This window comes from Kitasatospora sp. NPDC085895 (assembly GCF_040702125.1).
In the GTDB taxonomy this organism is placed as follows: domain Bacteria; phylum Actinomycetota; class Actinomycetes; order Streptomycetales; family Streptomycetaceae; genus Kitasatospora; species Kitasatospora arboriphila.
The window spans coordinates 1-21241 of record NZ_JBFBJY010000066.1 but is presented as its reverse complement, the minus strand read 5'-3'; the positions used below and the strand labels follow the sequence as shown (position 1 = coordinate 21241).

Annotated in this window: 26 protein-coding genes; 10 read left to right on the top strand and 16 right to left on the bottom strand. The window is 69.6% G+C overall.

The features are described 5' to 3' along the window. Positions 1–66 precede the first annotated feature (66 nt). Together AB0442_RS31060 and AB0442_RS31055 are read right to left on the bottom strand one after the other, a co-directional pair. Positions 67–1248 carry a tyrosine-type recombinase/integrase gene (locus tag AB0442_RS31060; RefSeq protein WP_366166952.1) on the bottom strand — a complete coding sequence of 394 codons (1182 nt, stop codon included), beginning with the start codon at positions 1246–1248 and terminating at the stop codon, positions 67–69. Next, entirely contained in the window at positions 1214–1792 is a 579-nt protein-coding gene (locus tag AB0442_RS31055; RefSeq protein ID WP_366166951.1) for a hypothetical protein, read from the bottom strand. The genes AB0442_RS31060 and AB0442_RS31055 overlap by 35 nt, the downstream gene beginning before the upstream one ends. A gap of 125 nt (positions 1793–1917) precedes the next feature. Here AB0442_RS31055 and AB0442_RS31050 point away from each other — a divergent pair, with 125 nt between their 5' ends. Together AB0442_RS31050 and AB0442_RS31045 are read left to right on the top strand one after the other, a co-directional pair. Further along, positions 1918–2100 carry a helix-turn-helix domain-containing protein gene (locus AB0442_RS31050; RefSeq protein ID WP_366166950.1) on the top strand — a complete coding sequence of 61 codons (183 nt, stop codon included), beginning with the start codon at positions 1918–1920 and terminating at the stop codon, positions 2098–2100. 110 nt (positions 2101–2210) lie between these two features. Continuing rightward, positions 2211–2585: a hypothetical protein gene (locus tag AB0442_RS31045; RefSeq protein WP_366166949.1), complete on the top strand. Its 375-nt coding sequence runs from the start codon at positions 2211–2213 to the stop codon at positions 2583–2585. 480 nt (positions 2586–3065) lie between these two features. On the opposite strand, the gene AB0442_RS31040 is transcribed toward AB0442_RS31045, so the two are convergent. Further along, on the bottom strand, positions 3066–3344 hold the full coding sequence (locus tag AB0442_RS31040) for a hypothetical protein (protein WP_366166948.1): 279 nt from the start codon (positions 3342–3344) through the stop codon (positions 3066–3068). Positions 3345–3363: 19 nt separating this feature from the next. On the opposite strand from AB0442_RS31040, the gene AB0442_RS31035 reads away from it, so the two are divergent. Further along, a complete protein-coding gene (locus AB0442_RS31035; protein WP_366166947.1) occupies positions 3364–4740 on the top strand; it encodes a hypothetical protein in 1377 nt (458 codons plus the stop codon). Positions 4741–5233: 493 nt separating this feature from the next. On the opposite strand, the gene AB0442_RS31030 is transcribed toward AB0442_RS31035, so the two are convergent. The 6 genes from AB0442_RS31030 to AB0442_RS31005 all read right to left on the bottom strand — a co-directional run bounded on the left by AB0442_RS31030 (position 5234) and on the right by AB0442_RS31005 (position 8978). Then, complete coding sequence (locus AB0442_RS31030; protein ID WP_366166946.1) at positions 5234–5527, bottom strand: hypothetical protein; 294 nt, start codon at positions 5525–5527, stop codon at positions 5234–5236. A 62-nt stretch (positions 5528–5589) separates the two neighbouring features. Beyond that, complete coding sequence (locus AB0442_RS31025; protein ID WP_366166945.1) at positions 5590–6420, bottom strand: helix-turn-helix transcriptional regulator; 831 nt, start codon at positions 6418–6420, stop codon at positions 5590–5592. Then, the gene (locus AB0442_RS31020) at positions 6417–6944 is read right to left on the bottom strand and encodes a DUF6879 family protein (RefSeq protein ID WP_366166944.1); all 528 of its coding nucleotides are present in this window, start codon (positions 6942–6944) and stop codon (positions 6417–6419) included. The genes AB0442_RS31025 and AB0442_RS31020 overlap by 4 nt, the downstream gene beginning before the upstream one ends. Continuing rightward, positions 6928–7119 carry a hypothetical protein gene (locus AB0442_RS31015; protein ID WP_366166943.1) on the bottom strand — a complete coding sequence of 64 codons (192 nt, stop codon included), beginning with the start codon at positions 7117–7119 and terminating at the stop codon, positions 6928–6930. Before AB0442_RS31015 ends, AB0442_RS31020 begins: the two co-directional genes overlap by 17 nt. Before the next feature lie 331 nt (positions 7120–7450). Continuing rightward, complete coding sequence (gene ychF / locus AB0442_RS31010; RefSeq protein WP_366166942.1) at positions 7451–8524, bottom strand: redox-regulated ATPase YchF; 1074 nt, start codon at positions 8522–8524, stop codon at positions 7451–7453. A 73-nt stretch (positions 8525–8597) separates the two neighbouring features. Continuing rightward, positions 8598–8978 (bottom strand): glyoxalase, encoded by a 381-nt coding sequence (locus AB0442_RS31005; RefSeq protein ID WP_366166941.1) that lies wholly within the window; start codon positions 8976–8978, stop codon positions 8598–8600. A 182-nt stretch (positions 8979–9160) separates the two neighbouring features. On the opposite strand from AB0442_RS31005, the gene AB0442_RS31000 reads away from it, so the two are divergent. Next, complete coding sequence (locus AB0442_RS31000; protein ID WP_366166940.1) at positions 9161–9724, top strand: DUF6542 domain-containing protein; 564 nt, start codon at positions 9161–9163, stop codon at positions 9722–9724. Between the two features lie 60 nt (positions 9725–9784). On the opposite strand, the gene ppgK is transcribed toward AB0442_RS31000, so the two are convergent. Together ppgK and AB0442_RS30990 are read right to left on the bottom strand one after the other, a co-directional pair. After that, the gene (ppgK, locus tag AB0442_RS30995) at positions 9785–10531 is read right to left on the bottom strand and encodes a polyphosphate--glucose phosphotransferase (RefSeq protein ID WP_366166939.1); all 747 of its coding nucleotides are present in this window, start codon (positions 10529–10531) and stop codon (positions 9785–9787) included. A 198-nt stretch (positions 10532–10729) separates the two neighbouring features. Continuing rightward, positions 10730–11704, bottom strand: coding sequence for a 4-hydroxy-3-methylbut-2-enyl diphosphate reductase (locus tag AB0442_RS30990; RefSeq protein ID WP_366166938.1), 975 nt, complete (start codon positions 11702–11704; stop codon positions 10730–10732). Between the two features lie 135 nt (positions 11705–11839). Between AB0442_RS30990 and xseA the strand changes: the two genes are divergently transcribed. Beyond that, complete coding sequence (gene xseA, locus AB0442_RS30985; RefSeq protein ID WP_366166937.1) at positions 11840–13051, top strand: exodeoxyribonuclease VII large subunit; 1212 nt, start codon at positions 11840–11842, stop codon at positions 13049–13051. Positions 13052–13077: 26 nt separating this feature from the next. Here the strand turns inward: xseA and AB0442_RS30980 are convergent, their stop codons facing one another. Together AB0442_RS30980 and AB0442_RS30975 are read right to left on the bottom strand one after the other, a co-directional pair. Then, on the bottom strand, positions 13078–13554 hold the full coding sequence (locus tag AB0442_RS30980; protein WP_344625833.1) for a hypothetical protein: 477 nt from the start codon (positions 13552–13554) through the stop codon (positions 13078–13080). A gap of 8 nt (positions 13555–13562) precedes the next feature. Then, positions 13563–14042: a helix-turn-helix domain-containing protein gene (locus AB0442_RS30975; protein ID WP_366166936.1), complete on the bottom strand. Its 480-nt coding sequence runs from the start codon at positions 14040–14042 to the stop codon at positions 13563–13565. Positions 14043–14228: 186 nt separating this feature from the next. Between AB0442_RS30975 and AB0442_RS30970 the strand changes: the two genes are divergently transcribed. From AB0442_RS30970 to AB0442_RS30960, 3 genes are all read left to right on the top strand, one after another. Beyond that, the gene (locus AB0442_RS30970) at positions 14229–14912 is read left to right on the top strand and encodes a sigma-70 family RNA polymerase sigma factor (protein WP_366166935.1); all 684 of its coding nucleotides are present in this window, start codon (positions 14229–14231) and stop codon (positions 14910–14912) included. A gap of 48 nt (positions 14913–14960) precedes the next feature. Continuing rightward, positions 14961–15215 carry an exodeoxyribonuclease VII small subunit gene (locus tag AB0442_RS30965; RefSeq protein ID WP_366166934.1) on the top strand — a complete coding sequence of 85 codons (255 nt, stop codon included), beginning with the start codon at positions 14961–14963 and terminating at the stop codon, positions 15213–15215. Between the two features lie 166 nt (positions 15216–15381). Beyond that, positions 15382–15975: a malonic semialdehyde reductase gene (locus AB0442_RS30960; protein WP_263103837.1), complete on the top strand. Its 594-nt coding sequence runs from the start codon at positions 15382–15384 to the stop codon at positions 15973–15975. A gap of 104 nt (positions 15976–16079) precedes the next feature. Here AB0442_RS30960 and AB0442_RS30955 read toward each other — a convergent pair whose 3' ends face one another. Next, a complete protein-coding gene (locus tag AB0442_RS30955; protein ID WP_366166933.1) occupies positions 16080–16619 on the bottom strand; it encodes a DUF4245 domain-containing protein in 540 nt (179 codons plus the stop codon). Positions 16620–16817: 198 nt separating this feature from the next. Here AB0442_RS30955 and glpX point away from each other — a divergent pair, with 198 nt between their 5' ends. Then, positions 16818–17858: a class II fructose-bisphosphatase gene (gene glpX, locus AB0442_RS30950; protein ID WP_366166932.1), complete on the top strand. Its 1041-nt coding sequence runs from the start codon at positions 16818–16820 to the stop codon at positions 17856–17858. A 57-nt stretch (positions 17859–17915) separates the two neighbouring features. Here the strand turns inward: glpX and AB0442_RS30945 are convergent, their stop codons facing one another. Both AB0442_RS30945 and AB0442_RS30940 read right to left on the bottom strand, forming a co-directional pair. After that, positions 17916–18245, bottom strand: a complete 330-nt coding sequence (locus AB0442_RS30945; RefSeq protein ID WP_344625840.1) for a WhiB family transcriptional regulator — start codon at positions 18243–18245, stop codon at positions 17916–17918. A 315-nt stretch (positions 18246–18560) separates the two neighbouring features. Further along, complete coding sequence (locus tag AB0442_RS30940) at positions 18561–19247, bottom strand: DUF1707 domain-containing protein (protein WP_366166965.1); 687 nt, start codon at positions 19245–19247, stop codon at positions 18561–18563. Between the two features lie 209 nt (positions 19248–19456). Here AB0442_RS30940 and AB0442_RS30935 point away from each other — a divergent pair, with 209 nt between their 5' ends. Beyond that, positions 19457–21121, top strand: coding sequence for a fumarate hydratase (locus AB0442_RS30935; RefSeq protein WP_366166931.1), 1665 nt, complete (start codon positions 19457–19459; stop codon positions 21119–21121). Positions 21122–21241: the final 120 nt, after the last annotated feature.

Below are 21241 nucleotides of genomic sequence, written 5' to 3'. Positions count from 1 at the left end.
GGTTCTGCCCCTCCGATCGGGTGCTGGGTCAGCACCAGGTCAGCACCGTGCACCGAGGTCAGCACCTCACGCCGCCGTGGCGACGAGTCGAGGCGCGGGGCGCAGCGCGTTCTGGATCACGTCGCGGCACCGGTCCCACGCCTCGGGCACGAGGTGCCCGTACGTGTCGACGGTCGTCTTGATGTTCCGGTGTCCGAGCCAGCGGCTCACCTCGTGGATCGGCACACCGTTGGCCAGAGCCATCGAGGCGAAGAAGTGGCGCAGCGAGTGGGGCGTGTACTTCGGCTTCCCATCGGGAGACACCACGCCCGCCGCGATCAGCGCCTTCCGCCAGTGGTAGCCATACGTCGAAGCCGTGGGCATCTGCCCCTTGCCCCGCTCGCGCGGGGAGAACAGCACTTCCAGGCCGTCGACCGTGACCGTGCCCCACCGCTTCAGATGGCTGCCGATCTCCTGGTCGAGGAACGGTGGGGTCGGCACGTCCCGGTACTCGTCCGCTGTGCGGTGCTTCAGAGGCACGAGCCGTGTCTTGCAGTCCTGCTGATTCGCCTTCGCGCTGACCTGCCTGCGGAGCCGCAGGAAGCCGTTCCGCTGGCAGTCGGCGGAGAACCCCAACACCTCGCTGATACGCAGCCCTGCGCCGGCCTGGAGCCACACGGTCAGTCGGTACTGGTCGGACATAGCCGCCGCGATGGCGTTCACCTCCGCCAGCGTCGGGATCTCGTCCGGGTCGACCGCCGCACCAGCCGTCTTGAGCGGGGCCACGCCATCGCAGGGACTCTCCGGTATCCGCCGCTCCTTGACGGCCGCCGCCATCATGGCCCGCAGGATGTTCATCCGGTCGTTGACCGTCGATGCGGCAAGACCACCCGCGCTCATGCTCGTCTGAAGCTTCTTCACGTCGGCCACCGTCACACCTGCGATGGTCTTCGAGCCGAGAGCCGGAACCAGATGGTTCGTGATGAACCCCTGGTAGTTCCGGCGCGTCGACTGGTTCACGGGATGCTGCCCCAGCCACTCCTGCGCCCACTTGCGGAGGGAGACCCGGCCAAGCTGGTGGTCGATGTAGACACCCTCGCGCTTGTCGTTCTCCGCCTTGATACCGAAGCTCTCGGCTTCCCGCTTGGTCGGGAACGAGCGCTCTCGTTGGCGACCGCTGCGCCCTCCCGGCTCCCGGTATCGAACCGTCCACGGGTGCTCGCACCGCGTCTGGTTACGGCAGTCGCACTTCTTCAGGACCTTCGCCACGCTGTATCCCCCTCAGAGTCTCCATCGCCTTCTCCGTCAGTCGGCCACCCGCTTTGCCCTCGACCTTGGTCAGGAACCCCCGCTGCCGAGCGGCACGGAGGTGCCCCTTCAGCGTCGCCTGCTTGCTCCCGGTCCAGATCTCAAGATCGTGGATCGGCGCACGTCGCCCGGCGTCCACGTTGCGCACGTACAGCGCGGAGAGCACCGCGAGGTACTCATCGGAGAGCCCCTTGGGGAGGGCAGCCAGCTCGCGGCGGAAGCTCTCCACATCCTGTGCAGAAGCGCTGGCCAGGTCCGCCAGCGGCTTCGTCTCCTCAGCGAACGACGCCGTGTCGATCTGCCGCAGGACCGTGCTAGAGATGCCGCGCGCGACCTCCTGCGGGTCACCGTTCTCGTGCGGCTCAATCCGGACCTCGTGTGGGCCGCCGGTGGCCGAGTCCAGTGGCCGCCACATGGTCACCTTCCAAGCGCCGATGAGCTGGATCTGCTCAATGCCTTCACGCGGGGGCGTACCGCCCGCAGTGCCATCGGGTGTGATCACCATGGACGCCAACGTACGTGACGCCGCCGGATTAGACAAGTCCAGATGCGACAGATCCGGCTTTGACGAAACTGGACTGAACGTGCAGGATGGCTCTCGATCGACATCCCCAACCCTCAGGAGCGCCTTTGCAGCCCAACAGGCTGATGAACGTCAACGAGCTGGCCAGCTACCTCGCCATGAAGCCCGCGTGGGTCTACAACAACCACCGCACACTCGGCATCCCGTCCCGCAAGATCGGCGGACATCTCCGATTCCGGCAGTCCGAGGTGGATCGGTGGATCGACCGCGACTGCCCCGCCTCCGCTTGACCCCACAACTCCGCCCACCTGCGCACCCCAACAGAAAGGAGCGCATGCCCCGTTCAGCAGGGCAATCGACCGGCGCGAACGCGCCCGACACCGCAGGGAGGACACCAACCGTGGGACGAACCCCCTTTCAGTTCGAGGGCGACTTTGCCGCCGTCTCGCAGGAGCAGTACAAGCGCCGGGCCAGGGACCCGCGCTTCGACTACGCCCACCGCGTCGAATACGCAGCCATGGGATGGGCGAACCGGATCGGACACGCCGAGTTCCCGCCGGGCGAGCTGAACAAGATCCTCGCCGACAAGGCCGGCCGAGTTCCGACCAACAACGCCGTGAACAACCACATACGCAAGACCAAGGGCTGGGGCTTCATTGAGCCCGACTCGAACCGCCGATGCCTTGTACTGCCGGAGCACCATTTCCAGAAGGGCATCGGGGACAGGACCTGCGATGAGCACGGCGTGCGCCCGGTCAAGCAGTGGCCTCGGTAGCCACACCCGAGACGTGTCCGTCACGGGAGCAGTGACACCTGAGATGTGCCGATCAGAGGCTGAAGGGCACGTGAGTCGTGTGAGTGCAAGTCCGCCACCTGCGGAAACTGCCACGACCCTCTCTATCTCTGTCTTGTGAGTCGCATCGCTGTCGGTCACAGTCATGTGCAGGGAACGGCCCCTGCCGGGGCCGACAGAGCGAAGCCCGTACCGCAACGGCGATAAGGAATGTCGGGGCGCGGCAGCGCCCCCATCTCGAAGTCGCTGACTGAAAGTCACTGAGCAGAGGGGCCGCTTACGCGGCCCACATGGGGAAGCCCCCTAGACGTTCCTCGCCACTGTCCCAAAGCGGCGCAGCTCGTCCCGGCTGGTCAGGCGCGGGGTACGGCGGATCGCGCGGACAATCACACCTGCCCGAGAAGGGCGATGGATACGTTCTACTTCACAAGGAGAGACGCGCTCTCCGCTCCCATAGGGCTACTACGCCACCTTGCCGCCGATGAGTCCCACGATCGCCCCGAAGCCCATCATGTATGTCGTGGAACAGGCCTCAGCCGCAGCCTTCACCTGCTCGGAGTCGCCGCCAAATGCGGCAAGTAGCACATTCAAGATCAGCGCCAGGACCGTTAGCACGGCCACTGTAGAGAAGATCAGCGTGAAGCGGGGCGTCAAGTCCGACTTGTCCTCAGACTCGTGGGTGCTCTGCTGCTCAGATTCGTACGATCGCGCTCGGCTGCGACTGGGGCTTTGGTTCTCCATGCCCTCGTATACTGCCCAGATGGGACATTGGTGGGACGGTCTCGTCGACGAGGTCGCTCAGCAGATCGGCGGCAACCCTGACCGCCGTATGCTGACGGAGATAGCCGCCCAGGCCGGTCACGAGATAGAGGCTCTCTCTGGCCGGAGCTTCCAGCCGGCGCGTCGAACGACATCGATCTTCGAGCCCAATGGCATGCCCTTCGTGGATGTCCCGGACCTGCGGGTCGGCTCGATGGAACCTGTAGAGGGAGCATGGGCGATTCCCGATCCGGTTGACGCCCAGATAGCGCCTGTCTTGCAGGTATCCCCCTTGGCTCTTCCAGTCGCGAAGGCCGCACCTCGTGCTGATGCACTCTGGATCGCAGGCCAGATCCTCGCTGCGGCATCACAACAGGGGCGCCTGTCCGGGGACCACGTCCTGCGCTGGCTCGGCGCTGTGGACCGCGAGCCCCGGATGGAAATCATGCGCCGGGCCATGGACCCCGCCGTTCGATTCAGCGTCCCGATCCTTGCAGCCCCTGTCAGCGGGTGGTGGATCCAGATCACCCGCCGTCTCATCTGGGTGACGAGCGAGACCGAGGATGAAGGGCGGCTCCTCGAACTATTGCTGGACAGCACGAAGACCGGCAGCGAGCCGATCCCACTCGTGGCCACCGAACCCATCCTGATCGTGGCTCCGATGACACATCAGCCAGTCGAGTGGGCATTCACCGCCCGCATCTGGACCGAGGGAGTTCAACGCCCCATCGACCGGCCATGGACCAGGATCGCGACGGCTATCCACGGCCACGGCATACCGACCATCACCCTTGATCCCATCTCAAGTCCATACGAGATCGCGTGCCAGCTGGTCTTGAAGGGCTACTGGCACGGCTACATCGGGAGCGACGAGCCGGCGCTGGCGACCGCCCTCTCAATGGCGTACCCGCAGCAGGTCGCTCGAATTCAGCGTGAGACTCGTGCCCCAGATAGGGATTCTGCGGCCGCGACACTGCTCGAACAGCTGATCCGCCCGGGGTTCGACCCCGCCCAGGGCGCGGAAGCGACCCGTCGGTACGTGCGCCGAAAGGCAAGCATCGCAGTAAAGCAGTACCGGAAGGTTGAGAAACCAGACCGGTACCCTTGGACGCAGGTCGGAATCAGCGAACGCCGCTACTACAAACTCTTGCCCTTGTTTGCGCAGAAGGTCAACGGCCGCTACAACTACGACCTCGACGACGTGGTAGCGCGTATGAAGGACCACCTGAACCGTGTGGACGACGCGCGAGCAGTTCGAGCAGCGGCCCTTGATGTTCTCCGGTCACACGGCTTCGGCGAGCAGGCAGCACGCAAATGGCTACAACGGCATCGACCCGAGGAGGCCATAAACGCGTGGCCACGTGGCCGACAACCGTAAGTACGAACTATTCGTTCAAGTTCTCGACGTGGAACCACACGAGCCCTGGCGCGCCACGCACGGGAAGAGATTAGGCATCACTCCCATGCAGCCCCAGGCTGCCAGCCAACCCTGACCCAGGCCTTGACCTGCACGTCTCTTCGGCGCATTCGTCCCGCAGTTCCCCTGATCGACCTTAGAACTGTGGCGGAATCAGAGCAGCTAAGACGTGGCGGTGCTACCGAGGGGCTCAAGGGGTCACCCCCCACCTCTCAGCCTCGACTTGCCGACCAGGCGTAGAACCCGCCCGGCTGGTCGTCTGGAGGGATCAGCTCGGACGGTTTCACTTCCTGTTCGACACCCCCTCGGAGGGCGCGGACGAAGACGCGGCCAGCATGGAAGTCCATGACCCTGACGGCTGCGCCGGTGGAACGGAGATAAGCCGTCTGCCCCTTCTCTGGAGTCCACGAGCCTGCCTGCGAATCCTGCACACCTTCCGATCCCCGGCCAACGCTCATGACGCCATCTCGACCCGGACAGCGTGGGGACGCCCAGCCATGGTGAAGCTTAGAGCCAGGTAGCCGTCACGTGCGAGGAACTCCGCCACCCGGCGAGGGGCGTCGTCCTCGGTCAGGAAGTAGCGGTAGGCGTCGTACTGCGTCCATCCCAGCGGGAGTGCCCGAAGGGCGTCCCAGAGAGCAGCCAAGGCGTCATCGAGACGGTTGAAGGTCGCGGGGGTCGTCACGTCCTCAATCGAGACGGTGAACGGGCCACACACCGTCTGGCGTCCCGTGATTGTCGCGGTCATTCAAGCTCCCCGTGCTTGGCGCCGATTGATGCAACCACGGTAGAACTGAGAAGGGCAGATCCCTAGTCGCTTTCCTGTTCCCTCAAGAACTCGTCTCGGATGCCCTCGATCATGCTGCGCATCGTGTCGCCTGCCACTGCCATCTCAGCAAATCCATCAAACTTCCGGACGTAGAGCGAAACGTCCCGAGGATCAGATACGACCAGCTCCGCGTGCACCGTCTCAACTGTCACCGTATTGTCATCACGGATGACGAATGCATGGTTCGCAATGTCGCTCTGCACGGACGACAGAGGCACAACTCTGATGTCGACGTTCGGCAGTCTCGACATGGAAATGATGCGGTCGAGCTGAGCAGCCATCATTCCGACAGAGACAATGCGCCATCTAAGGACCGGTTCCGTGATCACAAACCGCAGCGTCCTGCCGGCCTCATAAAGAACGGACTGCCGGTCAATCCGAGCGGCCATCGTACGTGCCATGGATTCTTCGGGAAGGTCGTGGCGTGCTAGCACTGCGCGGATGTACTCCGGCGTTTGGAGAAGGCCCGGGACCAACGCCGGCTGGAACAGCTTGAGCTCCCGCATTGCCGCTTCCAGGGCACGGGTACGGTGCTGGGCTTTGTAGATCCCCGTCCGGCGTAGCAGCCGCCAGGCCGTGGCCTCGGTTGATGCGGCGCGCGCCGCGCTCATGTACTCGGCCCGCACCTCATCGGAGACACCCAACGCCGACAGGATGCGGTCCACATCAGCTGGGCTGGCCGACAGCGCGCCGTTCTCAATCTTGCTGAGCTTGCTGGGCGACATGACAGCACTGCGAGCAACCGCCTTGGCTTCCTTCCCGGATGCCAGACGCAATGCCCGCAGTGCGGCCCCTAGCTCGTTCTTGTTCACATGCCCCCGTGCTGTTCCCACCACTCGGCAAACGGCACGGCATGCTTCATTGCGATGTCTCGGTACCGGATGAACTCCGGCGCCCGCTCTTCGGAGAGAACTTCCCGGCGGATTACCTCTCCCGTCTCGTCATAGCCAAGAACGAAGGGAACGGCTTCCGAGAACAGCCAGAAGTCTGGCACATCCTCCAGGGGATTTGGCTTCTCGGTGGTGTCGAGGATGAAGAACTCTTCGCCAGCGGTTGAGTTCTTCCGGTAGCCCCATCCAAGTTCGAACCGGAGATACGGAGTCAGCGGGCGCGAGAGAATGTGAACGCGATAGATGCGCTTTCCTGCACCCGTAGCGGCGCCGAGAAAGTCACACCACTCTTGATTGTAGTCTTCAGGTTGAGGCTCCCCCGCAAGGAACGCCCGCAGGCTCTCGGGGTTCGATGATTTGGTGTAGTCATCGAGGGTTTCCAACCGGAATGCTTCGCCGCTGAAGTTGTCGAACAGGTCGCCGAACCTGCTAGATGAGCTGCTCACGCACGACCTTCCGGAGCAGGTCCATCGGGATCTCCACCACGCTTTCCCCGTCCGGGATAGTGAGGCCGTGCTCGTCCGTCACGGCTCCCTGCACCAGGATCGTGCCCCGGTCCGTGGTGTAGATCGTCGGGCAGTCGTTGAGGTCGCACGACCCGACCAGCCTGGTAACACGCATCGTTCCCCCTCCACCGGTTGCTGTGTGTAGCTCGATGCTCCCGAAGCTGTGACACACGGTCAAGGTGCTCCAGTTGAGAGAACGGGAAACCGGGCTGATGGGCTGGATAGCTGGTCAGCTCGGGTCCGCCGCACGGGCGCTGTGCCCGGCAACGCCGCCCCTGCTCAGCACCAGTCCACAGGTCGTCGGACGGTCAGCACGAAGTCAGCACAGGACCCGGAAACAGGCTGAATCAGGCTGAGGAAACAGGAAGGGCCAGACCTCTCGATCTGACCCTTGACCTGCGGCTTCTCGTCCTGACCTCCGCCTCAGCGGATCAGCCGGTCAGGTGTCAGACGTTGAAGCGGAACTCCACCACGTCGCCGTCCTGCATGACGTACTCCTTGCCCTCGATGCGGGCCTTGCCCTTGCTGCGGGCCTCGGCGATGGAGCCGGTCGCGACCAGGTCGTCGAAGGAGATGACCTCGGCCTTGATGAAGCCCTTCTGGAAGTCGGTGTGGATGACACCGGCGGCCTCGGGGGCGGTGGCGCCCTTCTTGATCGTCCAGGCCCGGGTCTCCTTGGGGCCGGCGGTCAAGTAGGTCTGCAGGCCGAGGGTCTCGAAGCCGACCCGGGCGAGGGTGGCGAGGCCGGGCTCGTCCTGGCCCATGGACTGGAGCAGCTCCAGCGCCTCCTCGTCGTCGAGCTCGATCAGCTCGGACTCGATCTTGGCGTTGAGGAAAATCGCCTCGGCGGGGGCGACCAGGGCGCGCTGGGCGTCCTTGAAGTCCTCGTCGGCGAGCTCGTCCTCGTCCACGTTGAAGACGTAGAGGAACGGCTTGGCGGTCAGCAGGTGCAGCTCGCGGATCGGGTGGGTGTCGAAGCCCGCCTCGAAGAGGGTCTTGCCGGTCTCCAGGATCGCCTTGGCGGCCTCGGCGGCGGCCAGCACCGGCGCGGTGTCCTTCTTGAGGCGCGCCTCCTTCTGCAGGCGCGGCAGGGCCTTCTCCACGGTCTGCAGGTCGGCGAGGATCAGCTCGGTGTGGATGGTCTCGATGTCGTCCTTGGGCGAGACCTTGCCGTCGACGTGCACCACGTCCGGGTCGGTGAAGGCGCGGACGACCTGGCAGATCGCGTCCGACTCGCGGATGTTGGCGAGGAACTTGTTGCCCAGGCCCTCGCCCTCGCTCGCGCCGCGGACGATGCCCGCGATGTCGACGAAGTCGACGGTGGCCGGCAGGATGCGCGCCGAACCGAAGATCTCGGCGAGCTTCGCCAGCCGCGTGTCGGGGACGCCGACGACGCCCACGTTGGGCTCGATGGTGGCGAACGGGTAGTTGGCCGCCAGCACGTCGTTCTTGGTCAGGGCGTTGAACAGGGTCGACTTGCCGACGTTCGGCAGGCCGACGATTCCGATCGTGAGCGACATGAAGCGATGTCCCGTGGGCTTGGAGGGCGTGGAGCGGCCGGAGGCGGCCGATCCCCCAGTCTACGGGGCGCGCTCAGCCCGTCCGGTCGGGCTCCAGGAACTCCAGCCGGTTGCCGAGCGCGTCGGCACTGTGGAAACGGCGGCGACCCGGGACGGAGTCGTCCCACCGGACGGGGTGGCCGTGCTCCTCCAGGCGGGCCGCGAGCGCGTCCAGGTCGTGCACCAGGATGCCCGGGTGGGCCTTGGCCGAGGGCGCGAAGTCGGGGACGACGCCGAGGTGCACCTCCACTCCCCCGCTGCGGAACCAGCAGCCGCCGCGCGCCGCCAGCACCGGTGGCTTGGCCAGCTCGGTCATCCCGAGCACCCCGGCCCAGAACGCCCGGCAGGCCGGCTCCGCACCGGCAGGGATGTCGAGCTGCACGTGGTGCAGCCGCTCGAAGCCGAAGTCCGTCATCGCACCCCTCCACCGGTGACCGCCCTCGGTCACCCCTGCTCCGGTTCGTCGCCGTCCGATCCCCGCCCGGCCCGCCGGCGGACCGCGTCGGTCGTGGACGACGCTACTCCTGCCGCGGACACGCCCGGTCCGGAATTCCGGCATTACACACTGTGGCGATGATCGGACCGTACGTTGGGTGGGTGGAGCAGCAGAGCATCCGTACCCAGCCCCCCGGGCCCCGGCGGCAGCCGCCGTCCGGCACCGACCGGGCCGCCGTCCCGGGCCCCGCCGCGCCCGTCGACTCCCGGTTGCGCTCGGCCTCCGGCGGCGCGCCGGTCCGCCGTCCGCGCCTGCCGTGGGCGGGCCGCGGCCGGGGGCGGACGGGGCGTCCGGCCCGGCTGACGGCGGTGGGCACCGGGGTGGCCGCGGTCGCCGGGACCCTGCTGGTCGCCGGGGTGGACCGGACGCTGTTCGGCGGCCTCGGCGTGCTGTTCGGCCTGGGCTACCTGGTGCTCTGCTTCCAGCTGGCCGTCCGGGTGCGCTACCCGGACCTGCCGGCGGCGCCGATCGCCGGGCCGATCGCGTTCGCGCTGGCGCTGGCGCTGCTGCAGCCGGCCGCCACCTCCGGGCTGACCGGCCGGGTGGTGTCGCTGGCGAGCGGGCTGGCGGTGCGGGCGGGCTGGCTGTTCGCCGGGACGGGCCTGGCGGCCGTGATCGTGGCCGCCCGGTTCGTGGCCCAACGCCGGATCCGCCGCACCCGTTAGCTCCGCAGGGGTGGTCGTTTCAGGGGCGCGTGGGGGCACCTGACGTGACCGCCCCGGGCTCTAGGCCGCGTGGGCCGCGGCGGCCATCGCGGCGCCGACGATGCCGGCGTCGTTGCGGAGTTCGGCGGGGAGGACCTCGGCGTCGCGCTTGCGCAGCAGCGGCAGGAACTTCTCGTGCTTGCGGCTGACACCGCCGCCGATGATCATCAGCTGCGGCGAGAACAGCATCTCGACCAGGTCGAGGTACTCGTCGACCCGCACCGCCCACTCGGCCCAGGACAGCCCGTGCCGTTCCCTGGCGGCCGAGGAGGCGCGCCGCTCGGCGTCCTTGCCGCGCAGTTCGAGGTGGCCGAGCTCGGTGTTGGGCACCAGGGCGCCGTCGACGAAGAGCGCGCTGCCGATGCCGGTGCCGAAGGTGAGCAGCAGGACGGTGCCGCCCCGGCCGCGGCCGGCCCCGTGGGTGACCTCGGCGATGCCGGCCGCGTCCGCGTCGTTGACGACGGTGGCGGGCAGGTCGAGGGCCTCGCGGAAGAGCCCCTCGGCGTCCATGCCGATCCAGTCCTTGTCGACGTTGGCGGCGGTGCGGGTGCGGCCGCGGACGACCACCCCGGGGAAGGTCAGGCCGACCGGCCCCTGGTGGCCGAAGTGCCGGACGACCTCGACGACCGCCTCGACCACCGCGTTCGGCGAGGACGGCTGCGGGGTGAGCACCTTGAAGCGCTCCTCGGCGAGCCCTCCCCCGGCCAGGTCGACCGGGGCGCCCTTGATGCCCGAGCCGCCGATGTCCACGCCGAATACCGTCGCCATTCCGCAGTTCCTCCCTCGAAGCGTCGTCCACAGCCTGTGCACAAACCACGGGCTGCGCACCAACCTACGGGGGCGGGGCCGCCCCCGCCCGCCGTGCCGTCCCTCCGGTACCCGGTGGCGGACAGCACGAAGCCCGGGCGTCCGCGGTGTGCGGGCGCCCGGGCTCGGGGCGGGGGCCGCCGGGCCCCGGTGCGCGGGTCAGAGCTTGCCGGCGGCCTCGGCGCGCAGGTCGCGGCGGAGCTCCTTCGGCAGCGAGAACTGCAGGTGCTCCTCGGCGGTCTTCACGGTCTCGACGTCGGCGTAGCCGCGCTCGGCGAGGAACTCCAGGACGCCGTCGACGAGGATCTCGGGCACCGAGGCGCCGCTGGTGAGGCCGACGGTGGTGACGCCCTCCAGCCAGGCCTCGTCGATCTCGTCGGCGAAGTCGACCAGGTGGGCGGCCTTGGCGCCGTACTCCAGGCCGACCTCGACCAGGCGGACGGAGTTGGAGGAGTTCTTGGAGCCGACGACGATCAGCAGGTCGGTCTCGGGCGCGAGCTTCTTCACCGCGACCTGGCGGTTCTGCGTGGCGTAGCAGATGTCGTCGCTGGGCGGGCTGACCAGCAGCGGGAAGCGCTTCTGCAGCTCGCCGACGGTGGCCATGGTCTCGTCCACGGAGAGGGTGGTCTGGGAGAGCCAGACGACCTTGGACTCGTCGCGGACCCGGACGCGTGCGACGTCCTCGGCGCCGTCCACGAGGTGGATGCGGTCCGGGGCCTCGCCCATCGTGCCGATGACCTCCTCGTGGCCCTCGTGGCCGACGAGCAGGATGTCGTAGTCCTCCTCGGCGAAGCGCACGGCCTCCTTGTGCACCTTGGTGACCAGGGGGCAGGTGGCGTCGATGGTGGCGAGCTTGCCGGCCTTCGCCTCGTCGTGCACGGACGGGGCGACGCCGTGCGCGGAGAAGACCACGATCGCGCCCTCGGGCACCTCCTCCGTCTCGTCGACGAAGATCGCGCCCTTCTTCTCGAGGGTCTGCACGACGTACTTGTTGTGGACGATCTGCTTGCGGACGTAGATCGGGGCCCCGTACTGCTCCAGGGCCTTCTCCACGGCGATGACGGCGCGGTCGACGCCCGCGCAGTAGCCCCGGGGGGCGGCGAGCAGGACACGGCGCTGTGCAGTGGTGGACATGGCTCCATCGTACGGGCGCCCCGCCGCGGCGCCCGACGCGCAGGGGGCCGACGCGCGCGGGGCCGACGCGCGCGGGGCCGATGCGCCGGGCCGGGCGCGGCGGCGGCGTCACCGGGCGGCGCTAGCCTCGTGGGCATGGCGAACAGCAGCTCCCCCGAGGCGCCCGTCCCGGTCGGCAGGGTGTCGGCGATGATCGGCGGTTGGATCGACCGGCTGGGCGAGGTCTGGGTGGAGGGGCAGATCGCGCAGCTGAACCGACGCCCCGGCGCGGGGATGGTGTTCCTGACGCTGCGCGACCCGGAGCGGGACGTGTCGCTCACCGTGACCTGCTTCCGTCCGGTCTTCGAACAGGTGGCGGAGGCCGTGCAGGAGGGCTCGCGGATCGTCGTCCACGCCAAGCCCGAGTGGTACACCGCGCGCGGCACGCTCTCGCTGCGGGCCTCGGAGATCCGGCTGGTCGGGCTGGGCGAGCTGCTGGCCCGGCTGGAGCAGCTGAAGCGCAAGCTCGGCGCGGAGGGGCTGTTCGACGCGGAGCGCAAGCGGCCGCTGCCGTTCCTGCCGCACTGCGTGGGCCTGGTGACCGGCCGCGGCTCGGCGGCCGAGCGGGACGTGCTGGAGAACGCCCGGCGGCGCTGGCCGGCCGTCCGCTTCGAGGTGCGCAACGTGCTGGTGCAGGGACCGAACGCGGCGGCGCAGGTGGCGGCCGCGGTGCGGGAGCTCGACGATCACCCGGAGGTGGACGTCATCGTGGTGGCCCGCGGCGGCGGCAGCGTGGAGGACCTGCTGCCGTTCTCCTCCGAGGAGCTGGTGCGCACCGTGGCGGCGGCCCGCACCCCGGTGGTCAGTGCGATCGGCCACGAGCCGGACCAGCCGCTGCTGGACTTCGTCGCCGACTTCCGTGCGTCGACGCCGACCGACGCGGCGAAGCGGGTGGTTCCGGAGGTGGGCGAGGAACTCGCCCGGGTGCGCCAGCTGCGGGACCGCGCCCGGCGCTGCGTGGTGGGCCGGGTCGAGCGGGAGCTGCACGGGCTGGAGGGGGTGCGCAGCCGTCCCGTGCTGGCCGCGCCGCACCGGCTGGTGGAGGACCGGGCGGCGGAGGTGACGGCGCTGGTGGAGCGGGGGCGGCGGGTGCTGGGGCACCGGCTGGACCATGCGCAGACGGACCTCGGGCACGCGCTGGCCCGGGTGGTGGCGCTGTCGCCGCTGGCCACCCTGCAGCGCGGCTACGCGGTGCTGCAGCGGGCGGACGGGGCGGTGGTGACGGACCCGGCGCAGGTGGCGGCCGGGGACGAGCTGCACGCGCGGGTGGCGGAGGGCGGCTTCGGGGTGACCGTCGCGCCGGAGTGAGCGCGGGCCCCGGCGCGCGACCGGGCTCATTCGACCGGTGTGCGGGCGTGCGGGGGACGGCTCATGGTCTCCTGCACGAGGGTGTTCCACTCTCGGCTGAGGTCGGCGAGCTCGGCCTGGGCCCGGTCGGCCGCCTCGTGCGCGTGCCGCAGTTCCCGGTGCACGGCCTCCAGCAGGCGCAGCAGGGCGTCGGCGCCGAGCTGTCGGCCGTCGGCGAGCGGCGGTGCGGGGGGCGGCGGTATCCCGGGCGGCGCGGCCGGCGGCAGGGCGGCCGCGCGGGCGGCGACGAGCTCGGCCTGACGGGCCGTCCTGGCCTCGGTCTCGCGCATCCACCGCCTGGTCCTCGCCAGGGCGTACTCGGTGGTGGACAGCGCCGCCACGGCCAGGCAGCCGAGGAACGGGATCCAACGGGTGTCGTAGGTGCCGGCGACGATCAGTGCTGTTCCGCCGACCGCGCCCACCGCTCTGAGCGCGTCGGCCGCCACCGGAGAGAATCTCGGCATTACTGGCCTCACCTCTGCATGTGCACTGCCCCTCCCCCGCGGTTCTCGTCCGGCGGAAAAGAACAGCGCTCGCTTTCCTGCTGCAGGCCGATCGCCTGGGCGATGGAGGCGAGAAGGAATTTCCGGATCATGGGGTGGGTTACACCCCAGGCGTCCAACGCTTCCTCAGGGGTGATGGGTGAGCGTACTCCCCGGGGGAGATCGTTTGCGGATTCCTCGGAAATCACTCCGCCGCGCACCAGCAGCTCGTGCAGGTCCAGGTGGACGACCTGCGCGATTCTCTGGAATTGGGAGGGGCGGGGAAGGGTGTCGCCGCGCAGCATGCGCCCGACCGCGGAGGCGCTCATGCCGGTGTCCCTGGCGAGGGCGAGCCGTCCGCCGGCGCCCGGGGTGAGGTCGTAGCCCGCGCGCCGGGCGGCCTCGTGAACGACGGCACCGAAACGTTGGGCGGGGGTGGTCTCCGAGGCGGTGTCCTCAGTCGGCTGCATGGCGGGCAAGGCTAGCGCGTGTCATGTCCCAGATGCATCTACTTGCATGAGTGCAAGCCAATGACGATCAGTCAGGTCGTGCTAAATCTGGGTGGCAGTGGGGCGAACTGACGGAATTTCGGAATCGCTTGCACGCATGCATGCCCGCTCGTATCGTTGCGGGACCTGCTCTCCGGGAGGTCCGGTATGGATGGGACGCTGCGTGGAACGCCGCGTGGAGCACCGCACCTGATCGAGGCCGCCAAGGCCGGCGACCGGGACGCCTGGGCGGAGTTGTACCGCCGATATCGGGGGCCGGTCCTGGCCTTCCTCACACGGCGCACCGGGAATCGCGCACTCGCCGAGGACCTGACCCAGGACACGTTCGTCCGCGCAATGGCGTGCATTGACGGGTTCCGCTGGACGGGGAAGGACATGGGGGCGTGGATTTTCACCATCGCCCGGAACATCATGTTCGACCACGACAAACGGCGGGCCACCCGCAGCGAGTCGACGGTGGCCGCGGTCGCGGATTCCGATGCGGGAATCTGCGTCGAGGACCAGGTGGTCTCCCTCGTCGAGGCCGAGCGCGTTTTCGCCGCGCTCGCGACATTGACCGAGCACCAGCGGACGGCGCTCACACTGCGCTACTGGGACGACCTCAGTTCGCGGGAGGTGGCGGACGCGATCGGCATCCGGGTGGGCGCCGTGAAGACCCTCACCTGGCGGGCCCGCAGCACCCTGCGCCGCACCCTCGTCGCCCCCGCCGCCGCCTCCGCCGCCGCCTCCGCCGAGCGCTGCGGCCCCGCGGAGCACCGCGCCCCGGCCGAGCGCTGCGCCGCGGCCGAGCGCCGCAGCCCGTCCGCCCGGCGGCCGGTCAGCCCGCACTGACGGCGGCGACCGCACCGGTCTGTCGTCCGCAGCCCCTACGCTGGCGGCATGGCAGATCAGCAGCAGGACGGTCAGGCGGTCCGGGGTGCGGCCGGCGGCGACGAGGCGCTCGGGTACGAGCAGGCCAGGGACGCGCTGCTGGAGGTCGTCCGGCAGCTGGAGACCGGCGGCACCTCGCTGGAGGAGTCGCTGGCGCTGTGGGAGCGCGGCGAGCGGCTGGCCAAGGTCTGCCAGCGCTGGCTGGACGGCGCCCGGGCCCGGCTGGACGCGGCGCTGGCCGCCGAGGAGTCCGCCGACGGGTGAGCCGCCGACGGCGACGGCGGGTGACCCGGGGCACGCCCCGCAGGCGTGACGGGGGTCACACCCGCTTGCGGAATAGTTTAAGTTTCACCTAACGTTGGAGCCCGGTGAACGGTCCTCCCGGCCGTCCCGACCGCTCTCCCGTCTTCCGTTTGAGGTGGATTCCGCAATGACCCTGGCACTCGACGCCGCCGCCCAGGACCTGCTCTTCCGCGAGGCCCGTACCGCCAACACCTTCACCGACGAGCCGGTCAGCGACGAGCAGGTCCGGGCCATCTACGACCTGGTCAAGTTCGGCCCCACCGCGTTCAACCAGCAGCCGCTGCGCATCGTGCTCGTCCGCACCGACGAGGGCCGCGAGCGCCTGCTGCAGCACATGGCCGAGGGCAACCGCGCCAAGACCGCCACCGCCCCGCTGGTCGCCATCCTCGCGCAGGACAACGAGTTCCACGAGGAGCTCCCGACCCAGCTGCCGCACTTCCCGCAGGCGAAGGACATGTTCTTCTCCGAGCGCCCCGTCCGCGAGGCCTCCGCCACGCTGAACGGCGCCCTGCAGGCCGCGTACTTCATCATCGGCGTGCGCGCCGCCGGCCTGGCCGCCGGCCCGATGACCGGCTACGACGCCGCGGGCCTGAACAAGGAGTTCTTCGCCGACGGCGAGCACTCCGTGCTGGCCGTGGTCAACATCGGCAAGCCCGGCGAGGACGCCTGGTTCCCGCGCTCCCCGCGCCTGGAGTACGACGAGGTCGTCACCACCGTCTGATCCTGCTCCGGGCCGCGCACGGCCCGGCCAGGACGAAGGCCCCCGCGGTTCGCCGCGGGGGCCTTCGTCGTACGTCCTCGGGGCGCGCGCACCGGCGCCGCGCGCTACTTCAGCGCGGCGGCCAGCTGGGCCAGCTCGTCGTACGAGGCGGAGCCGGTGACGACCGTGGTGGCGGTGCCGGCCGGGGTGGCGAGACCGCGGTACTTGGTGCCCTGGAAGCGCTGCCAGTCCTGGCCGGCCACCGGCGCGCTGCCGTCCGGCCTGCCGCCCGGCACCACGGTGTCGATCACGTCGTCACGGGTTCCGTTGGACTGCTCCACCGCGGCGTACTGGCCGGACGGGGTCACGAAGCCCAGGTGCCACACGGCGTTGCCCTTGCCGTCCTTGCGGTACTCGACCGAGGTCGCCCGCCACTGCTCGGAGAGCCCCTGCGGGCCGAGCACCGGGTAGGGCGCGGCGCGCTTCGCCGAGGCCAGCGCCGAACGGTAGTCGACGACGTGCACGCCGTCGCCGCCCTCGTGCGGGATGAAGAGGTATCCGAAGAAGCCCACGACACCGACCGCCAGCATCGACAGGATCATGTCCCGTACCGTCTGCCGGCCTCTCTTGCTGCTGCTGCCTGCCACCCGTCCATGGTGGACCATGCCCCCCGCGCCCCCGACCACCGGGTACCCCCCGGCGGGGTGAAGCCGGACGAACCGCCGCATACCGGCTGGTCGCGCCGGGTGCGCCACAGACACCCGTCCGGGTGCCGGATACGATCGCACCAACCCTCACCACGGCGTTCCGACCTGGCAGTAGTCGGGCGCTCACTGGCCGTCGCGTACAGAGAGGTAACGACGATGACCACGCAGTACCCGCACCACCTCCCCAGCTCGCTGGAGGTCGCTCCGGAGGCCCCGGACCGCAACCTCGCCCTGGAACTCGTCCGCGTCACCGAGGCCGCCGCGCTCGCGGCGGGCCGCTGGGTCGGCCGCGGCGACAAGAACGGCGCCGACGGCGCGGCCGTGAAGGCCATGCGCACCCTCGTCTCCACCGTCTCGATGAACGGCGTCGTCGTCATCGGCGAGGGCGAGAAGGACGAGGCGCCCATGCTGTACAACGGCGAGCGTGTCGGCGACGGCACCGGCGCCGAGTGCGACGTCGCCGTGGACCCGGTGGACGGCACCACGCTGACCGCCAAGGGCATGCACAACGCGGTGGCCGTCCTCGCGGTCGCCGACCGCGGCACCATGTTCGACCCCAGCGCGGTCTTCTACATGGACAAGCTGGTCTGCGGCCCGGAGGCCGCGGACTTCGTCGACATCTCCGCGCCGACGGCCGTCAACATCCGCCGGGTCGCCAAGGCCAAGGGCATCGCCGTCGAGGACGTCACCGTCGTGGTGCTGGACCGGCCCCGCCACCAGGGCCTGGTCAAGGAGATCCGCGAGGCCGGCGCCCGGATCAAGTTCATCTCCGACGGCGACGTGGCCGGCGCCATCATGGCCGCCCGCGAGGGCACCGGCGTCGACCTGCTGATGGGCGTCGGCGGCACCCCGGAGGGCATCATCGCGGCCTGCGCGATGAAGTGCATGGGCGGCGTCATCCAGGGCCGGCTGTGGCCGAAGGACGAGACGGAGCGGCAGAAGGCGCTGGACGCCGGCCACGACCTCGACCGCGTCCTCACCACCGACGACCTGGTCTCCGGCGAGAACGTCTTCTTCGTCGCCACCGGCATCACCGACGGCGAGCTGCTGCGCGGCGTGCACTACCGCCAGGAGACCGCCACCACCAGCTCGCTGGTGATGCGCTCCAAGAGCGGCACGATCCGGCGCATCGACTCCACCCACAAGCTGTCCAAGCTGCGGGCCTACAGCGCGATCGACTTCGACCGCGCCAACTGACGCGGCACGTCGCGAACGGCGGCCCCGGGCGTCCGCGCCCGGGGCCGCCGCCGTGCGTCAGCCGGCTATCCGGCCCGTCGGCACCCGCCGCGCCTCGCGCAGCTCCGCCTCCCGGCGCCGCCGCCGGGCCAGCACCACCCGCCGCTCGGCCGCGGTCAGCCCGCCCCACACCCCGTACGGTTCCGGCATGGCCAGCGCGTGCTCGCGGCACTCCAGCAGCACGGGGCACCGGGCGCAGACCTGCTTGGCCTGCTCCTCACGCGAGAGCCGGGCCGCCGTCGGCTCCTTGGACGGCGCGAAGAACAGCCCGGCCTCGTCGCGACGGCAGGCCGCCCCGGTGTGCCACGGGTTGTCCTCCAGCGGGTCCGCAGGGGCCCCCACCGCCACCGGACTGCGGCGGACGGCGGCGGAGCCGGTGGCGCTGGACTCGATGGGATGCAGCACGGCTACTCCTGACGCGGTACGGGACTCGGGGAAGCTCGTCCCTGCCCGACTGCCCCGTGCCCACCCGCCGCGGCGCCGCCGCCGTACGGGATCACAGCCGTAACAGGAACCGATGTGCGTGGGGAACTACCCCCTCGCCCCCCGATTCATGCACACCGCACGCAACCGACTACTCCCTGCACTCGACACAACGACGAGTGCCCGCAGCGCAGTTGGCCGGGCGGCAGACTCCCCGCCCGGCTCCGCACCCGGCGCCGCTCAGCGGTCGAGCTGCTTGCGCGCCCACTCCCGCAGCTTCTTGCCGCGGCGCGGCTTGGCCTCGCAGCCGCCGAAGACCGCCGCGCCCTTCACCCGCACCACCGGCGCGTACGGGTCGGCCGCGGTCTGCTCGCGCACCGAGAAGCCGCCGAAGATGCCCACGCCGCCGCCGTGCAGGCTGACGTTCTCCGGCACCTTGATGTCCACGCCGCCGAAGATCGCGGTCACCTCGATGACCACCTCGGGCGATTCGAAGACCGCGTCGGTCAGGTCGATCTCCACCCCGCCGAAGACCGCGACGGCCCTCAGGTGCGGCCCGACCCGCCAGCGGCCCTTGCGCTCCGCCCCGCCGAACACCGCCACCATGGTCGGCGCCTCCTGGCGGGCCGGCGGCAGCGGCGCGCGCTGCTGCTGCAGCGGCGGCTTCTCCATCGAGAGCGGGGCACCGGTGGCGGCCGGCAGGTCCCGGGTGAGCGGGACGAGGTCGCCGAAGGTCTTCGCGGCGTAGGCCGCCTCGATCCGCTCCGAGTGCTCCTCCACCGTCAACCGGCCCTCGGCGTACGCGTCGCGCAGCAGGTCGGCGACCCGCTCGCGGTCCGCGTCCGAGCACCGCAGATCGGCCTCGGCGACCGGCGCGGCGACCGCGGGCTGCGCCTGCGGGACGGGGGCCGGCTCCTGCTTGGTCATGGGTACGGGCTGCTGCCCCTGGTCGTCGGGCGACGGCGAAGTGTCCACGCCCAAAGCCTAGCCATCGGGATCACTCCGAACGAGAGTTCGCCGGAGAAAGGCGTGAGCCCCGTCACGCAGGCTCACCTGCGCTCCGCCGCCGCGCCGCCTGCACCTACATTGGAGGGTGCTTCGCAGACGCAGCCGACCCCGCTTAAGGATCTCTCCCCATGGCCACCCCGGAATTCGAGTACCGCGACCTCCTCCCGCTCGGTGCCGACCCCACGCCGTACCGGAAGCTCACCTCCGAGGGCGTCTCCACCTTCGAGGCGGACGGCCGCACCTTCCTCAAGGTCGAGCCGGAGGCGCTGCGGCTGCTCACCGCCGAGGCGATGCACGACATCTCGCACTACCTGCGCCCGGACCACCTCGCCCAGCTGCGCCGCATCCTGGACGACCCGGAAGCGAGCCCCAACGACCGCTTCGTCGCGCTCGACCTGCTGAAGAACGTCAACATCTCGGCCGGCGGCATCCTCCCGATGTGCCAGGACACCGGCACCGCCATCGTCATGGGCAAGCGCGGCCAGAACGTCCTCACCTCCGGCCGGGACGAGTCCGCGATCGCCCGCGGCGTCTACGACGCGTACACCAAGCTGAACCTGCGCTACTCGCAGATGGCGCCGGTCACCATGTGGGACGAGAAGAACACCGGCAACAACCTGCCGGCCCAGATCGAGCTGTACGCCACCGACGGCGACGCCTACAAGTTCCTCTTCATGGCCAAGGGCGGCGGCTCCGCCAACAAGTCGTACCTGTACCAGGAGACCAAGGCGATCCTCAACGAGTCGTCGATGCTCTCCTTCCTGGAGCAGAAGATCCGCTCGCTGGGCACCGCGGCCTGCCCGCCGTACCACCTGGCGATCGTGGTCGGCGGCACCAGCGCCGAGTTCGCGCTCAAGACCGCCAAGTACGCCTCCGCGCACTACCTCGACAACCTGCCGACCTCCGGCGACGCGAGGACCGGCCACGGCTTCCGCGACCTGGAGCTGGAGCAGAAGGTCTTCGAGCTCACCCAGAAGATCGGCATCGGCGCGCAGTTCGGCGGCAAGTACTTCTGCCACGACGTCCGCGTGATCCGCCTGCCGCGCCACGGCGCCTCGCTGCCGGTCGCGATGGCCGTCTCCTGCTCCGCCGACCGCCAGGCGCTCGGCAAGATCACCGCCGAGGGCGTCTTCCTGGAGCAGCTGGAGACCGACCCGGCGAAGTACCTGCCGGACACCACCGACGCCCACCTCGACGACGAGGTCGTCAAGGTGGACCTCAACCAGCCGATGGCCGACATCCGGGCGCAGCTGTCCAAGTTCCCGGTGAAGACCCGCCTCTCGCTCAGCGGCACCCTGGTCGTCGCCCGCGACATCGCCCACGCCAAGATCAAGGAGCGCCTCGACGCCGGCGAGGGCATGCCGCAGTACATGAAGGACCACCCGGTGTACTACGCCGGCCCGGCGAAGACCCCCGAGGGCTACGCCTCCGGCTCCTTCGGCCCCACCACGGCCGGCCGGATGGACTCCTACGTCGACCAGTTCCAGGCGGCCGGCGGCTCCATGGTCATGCTCGCCAAGGGCAACCGCTCCAAGCAGGTCACCAAGGCGTGCAACGAGCACGGCGGCTTCTACCTCGGCTCGATCGGCGGCCCTGCCGCCCGCCTCGCCCAGGACTGCATCAAGAAGGTCGAGGTGCTGGAGTACCCCGAGCTCGGCATGGAGGCCGTCTGGCGCATCGAGGTCGAGGACTTCCCGGCGTTCATCGTCGTGGACGACAAGGGCAACGACTTCTTCGCCGAGGTCACGGACGGCCCGCTGATCACCAGCCTGCGGGTCCGCTCCGCGGAGTAGGCGCACGACGGCGCGCGCCCCGGTCCGCGGAGGGGCGGGGGGGCGCGCGGGGGTGGGTGAAGTAATGGGCGAGTTGTGATTTTTACGAGCGGCACCTAGGTCTACTGCGGGTTGATGTCC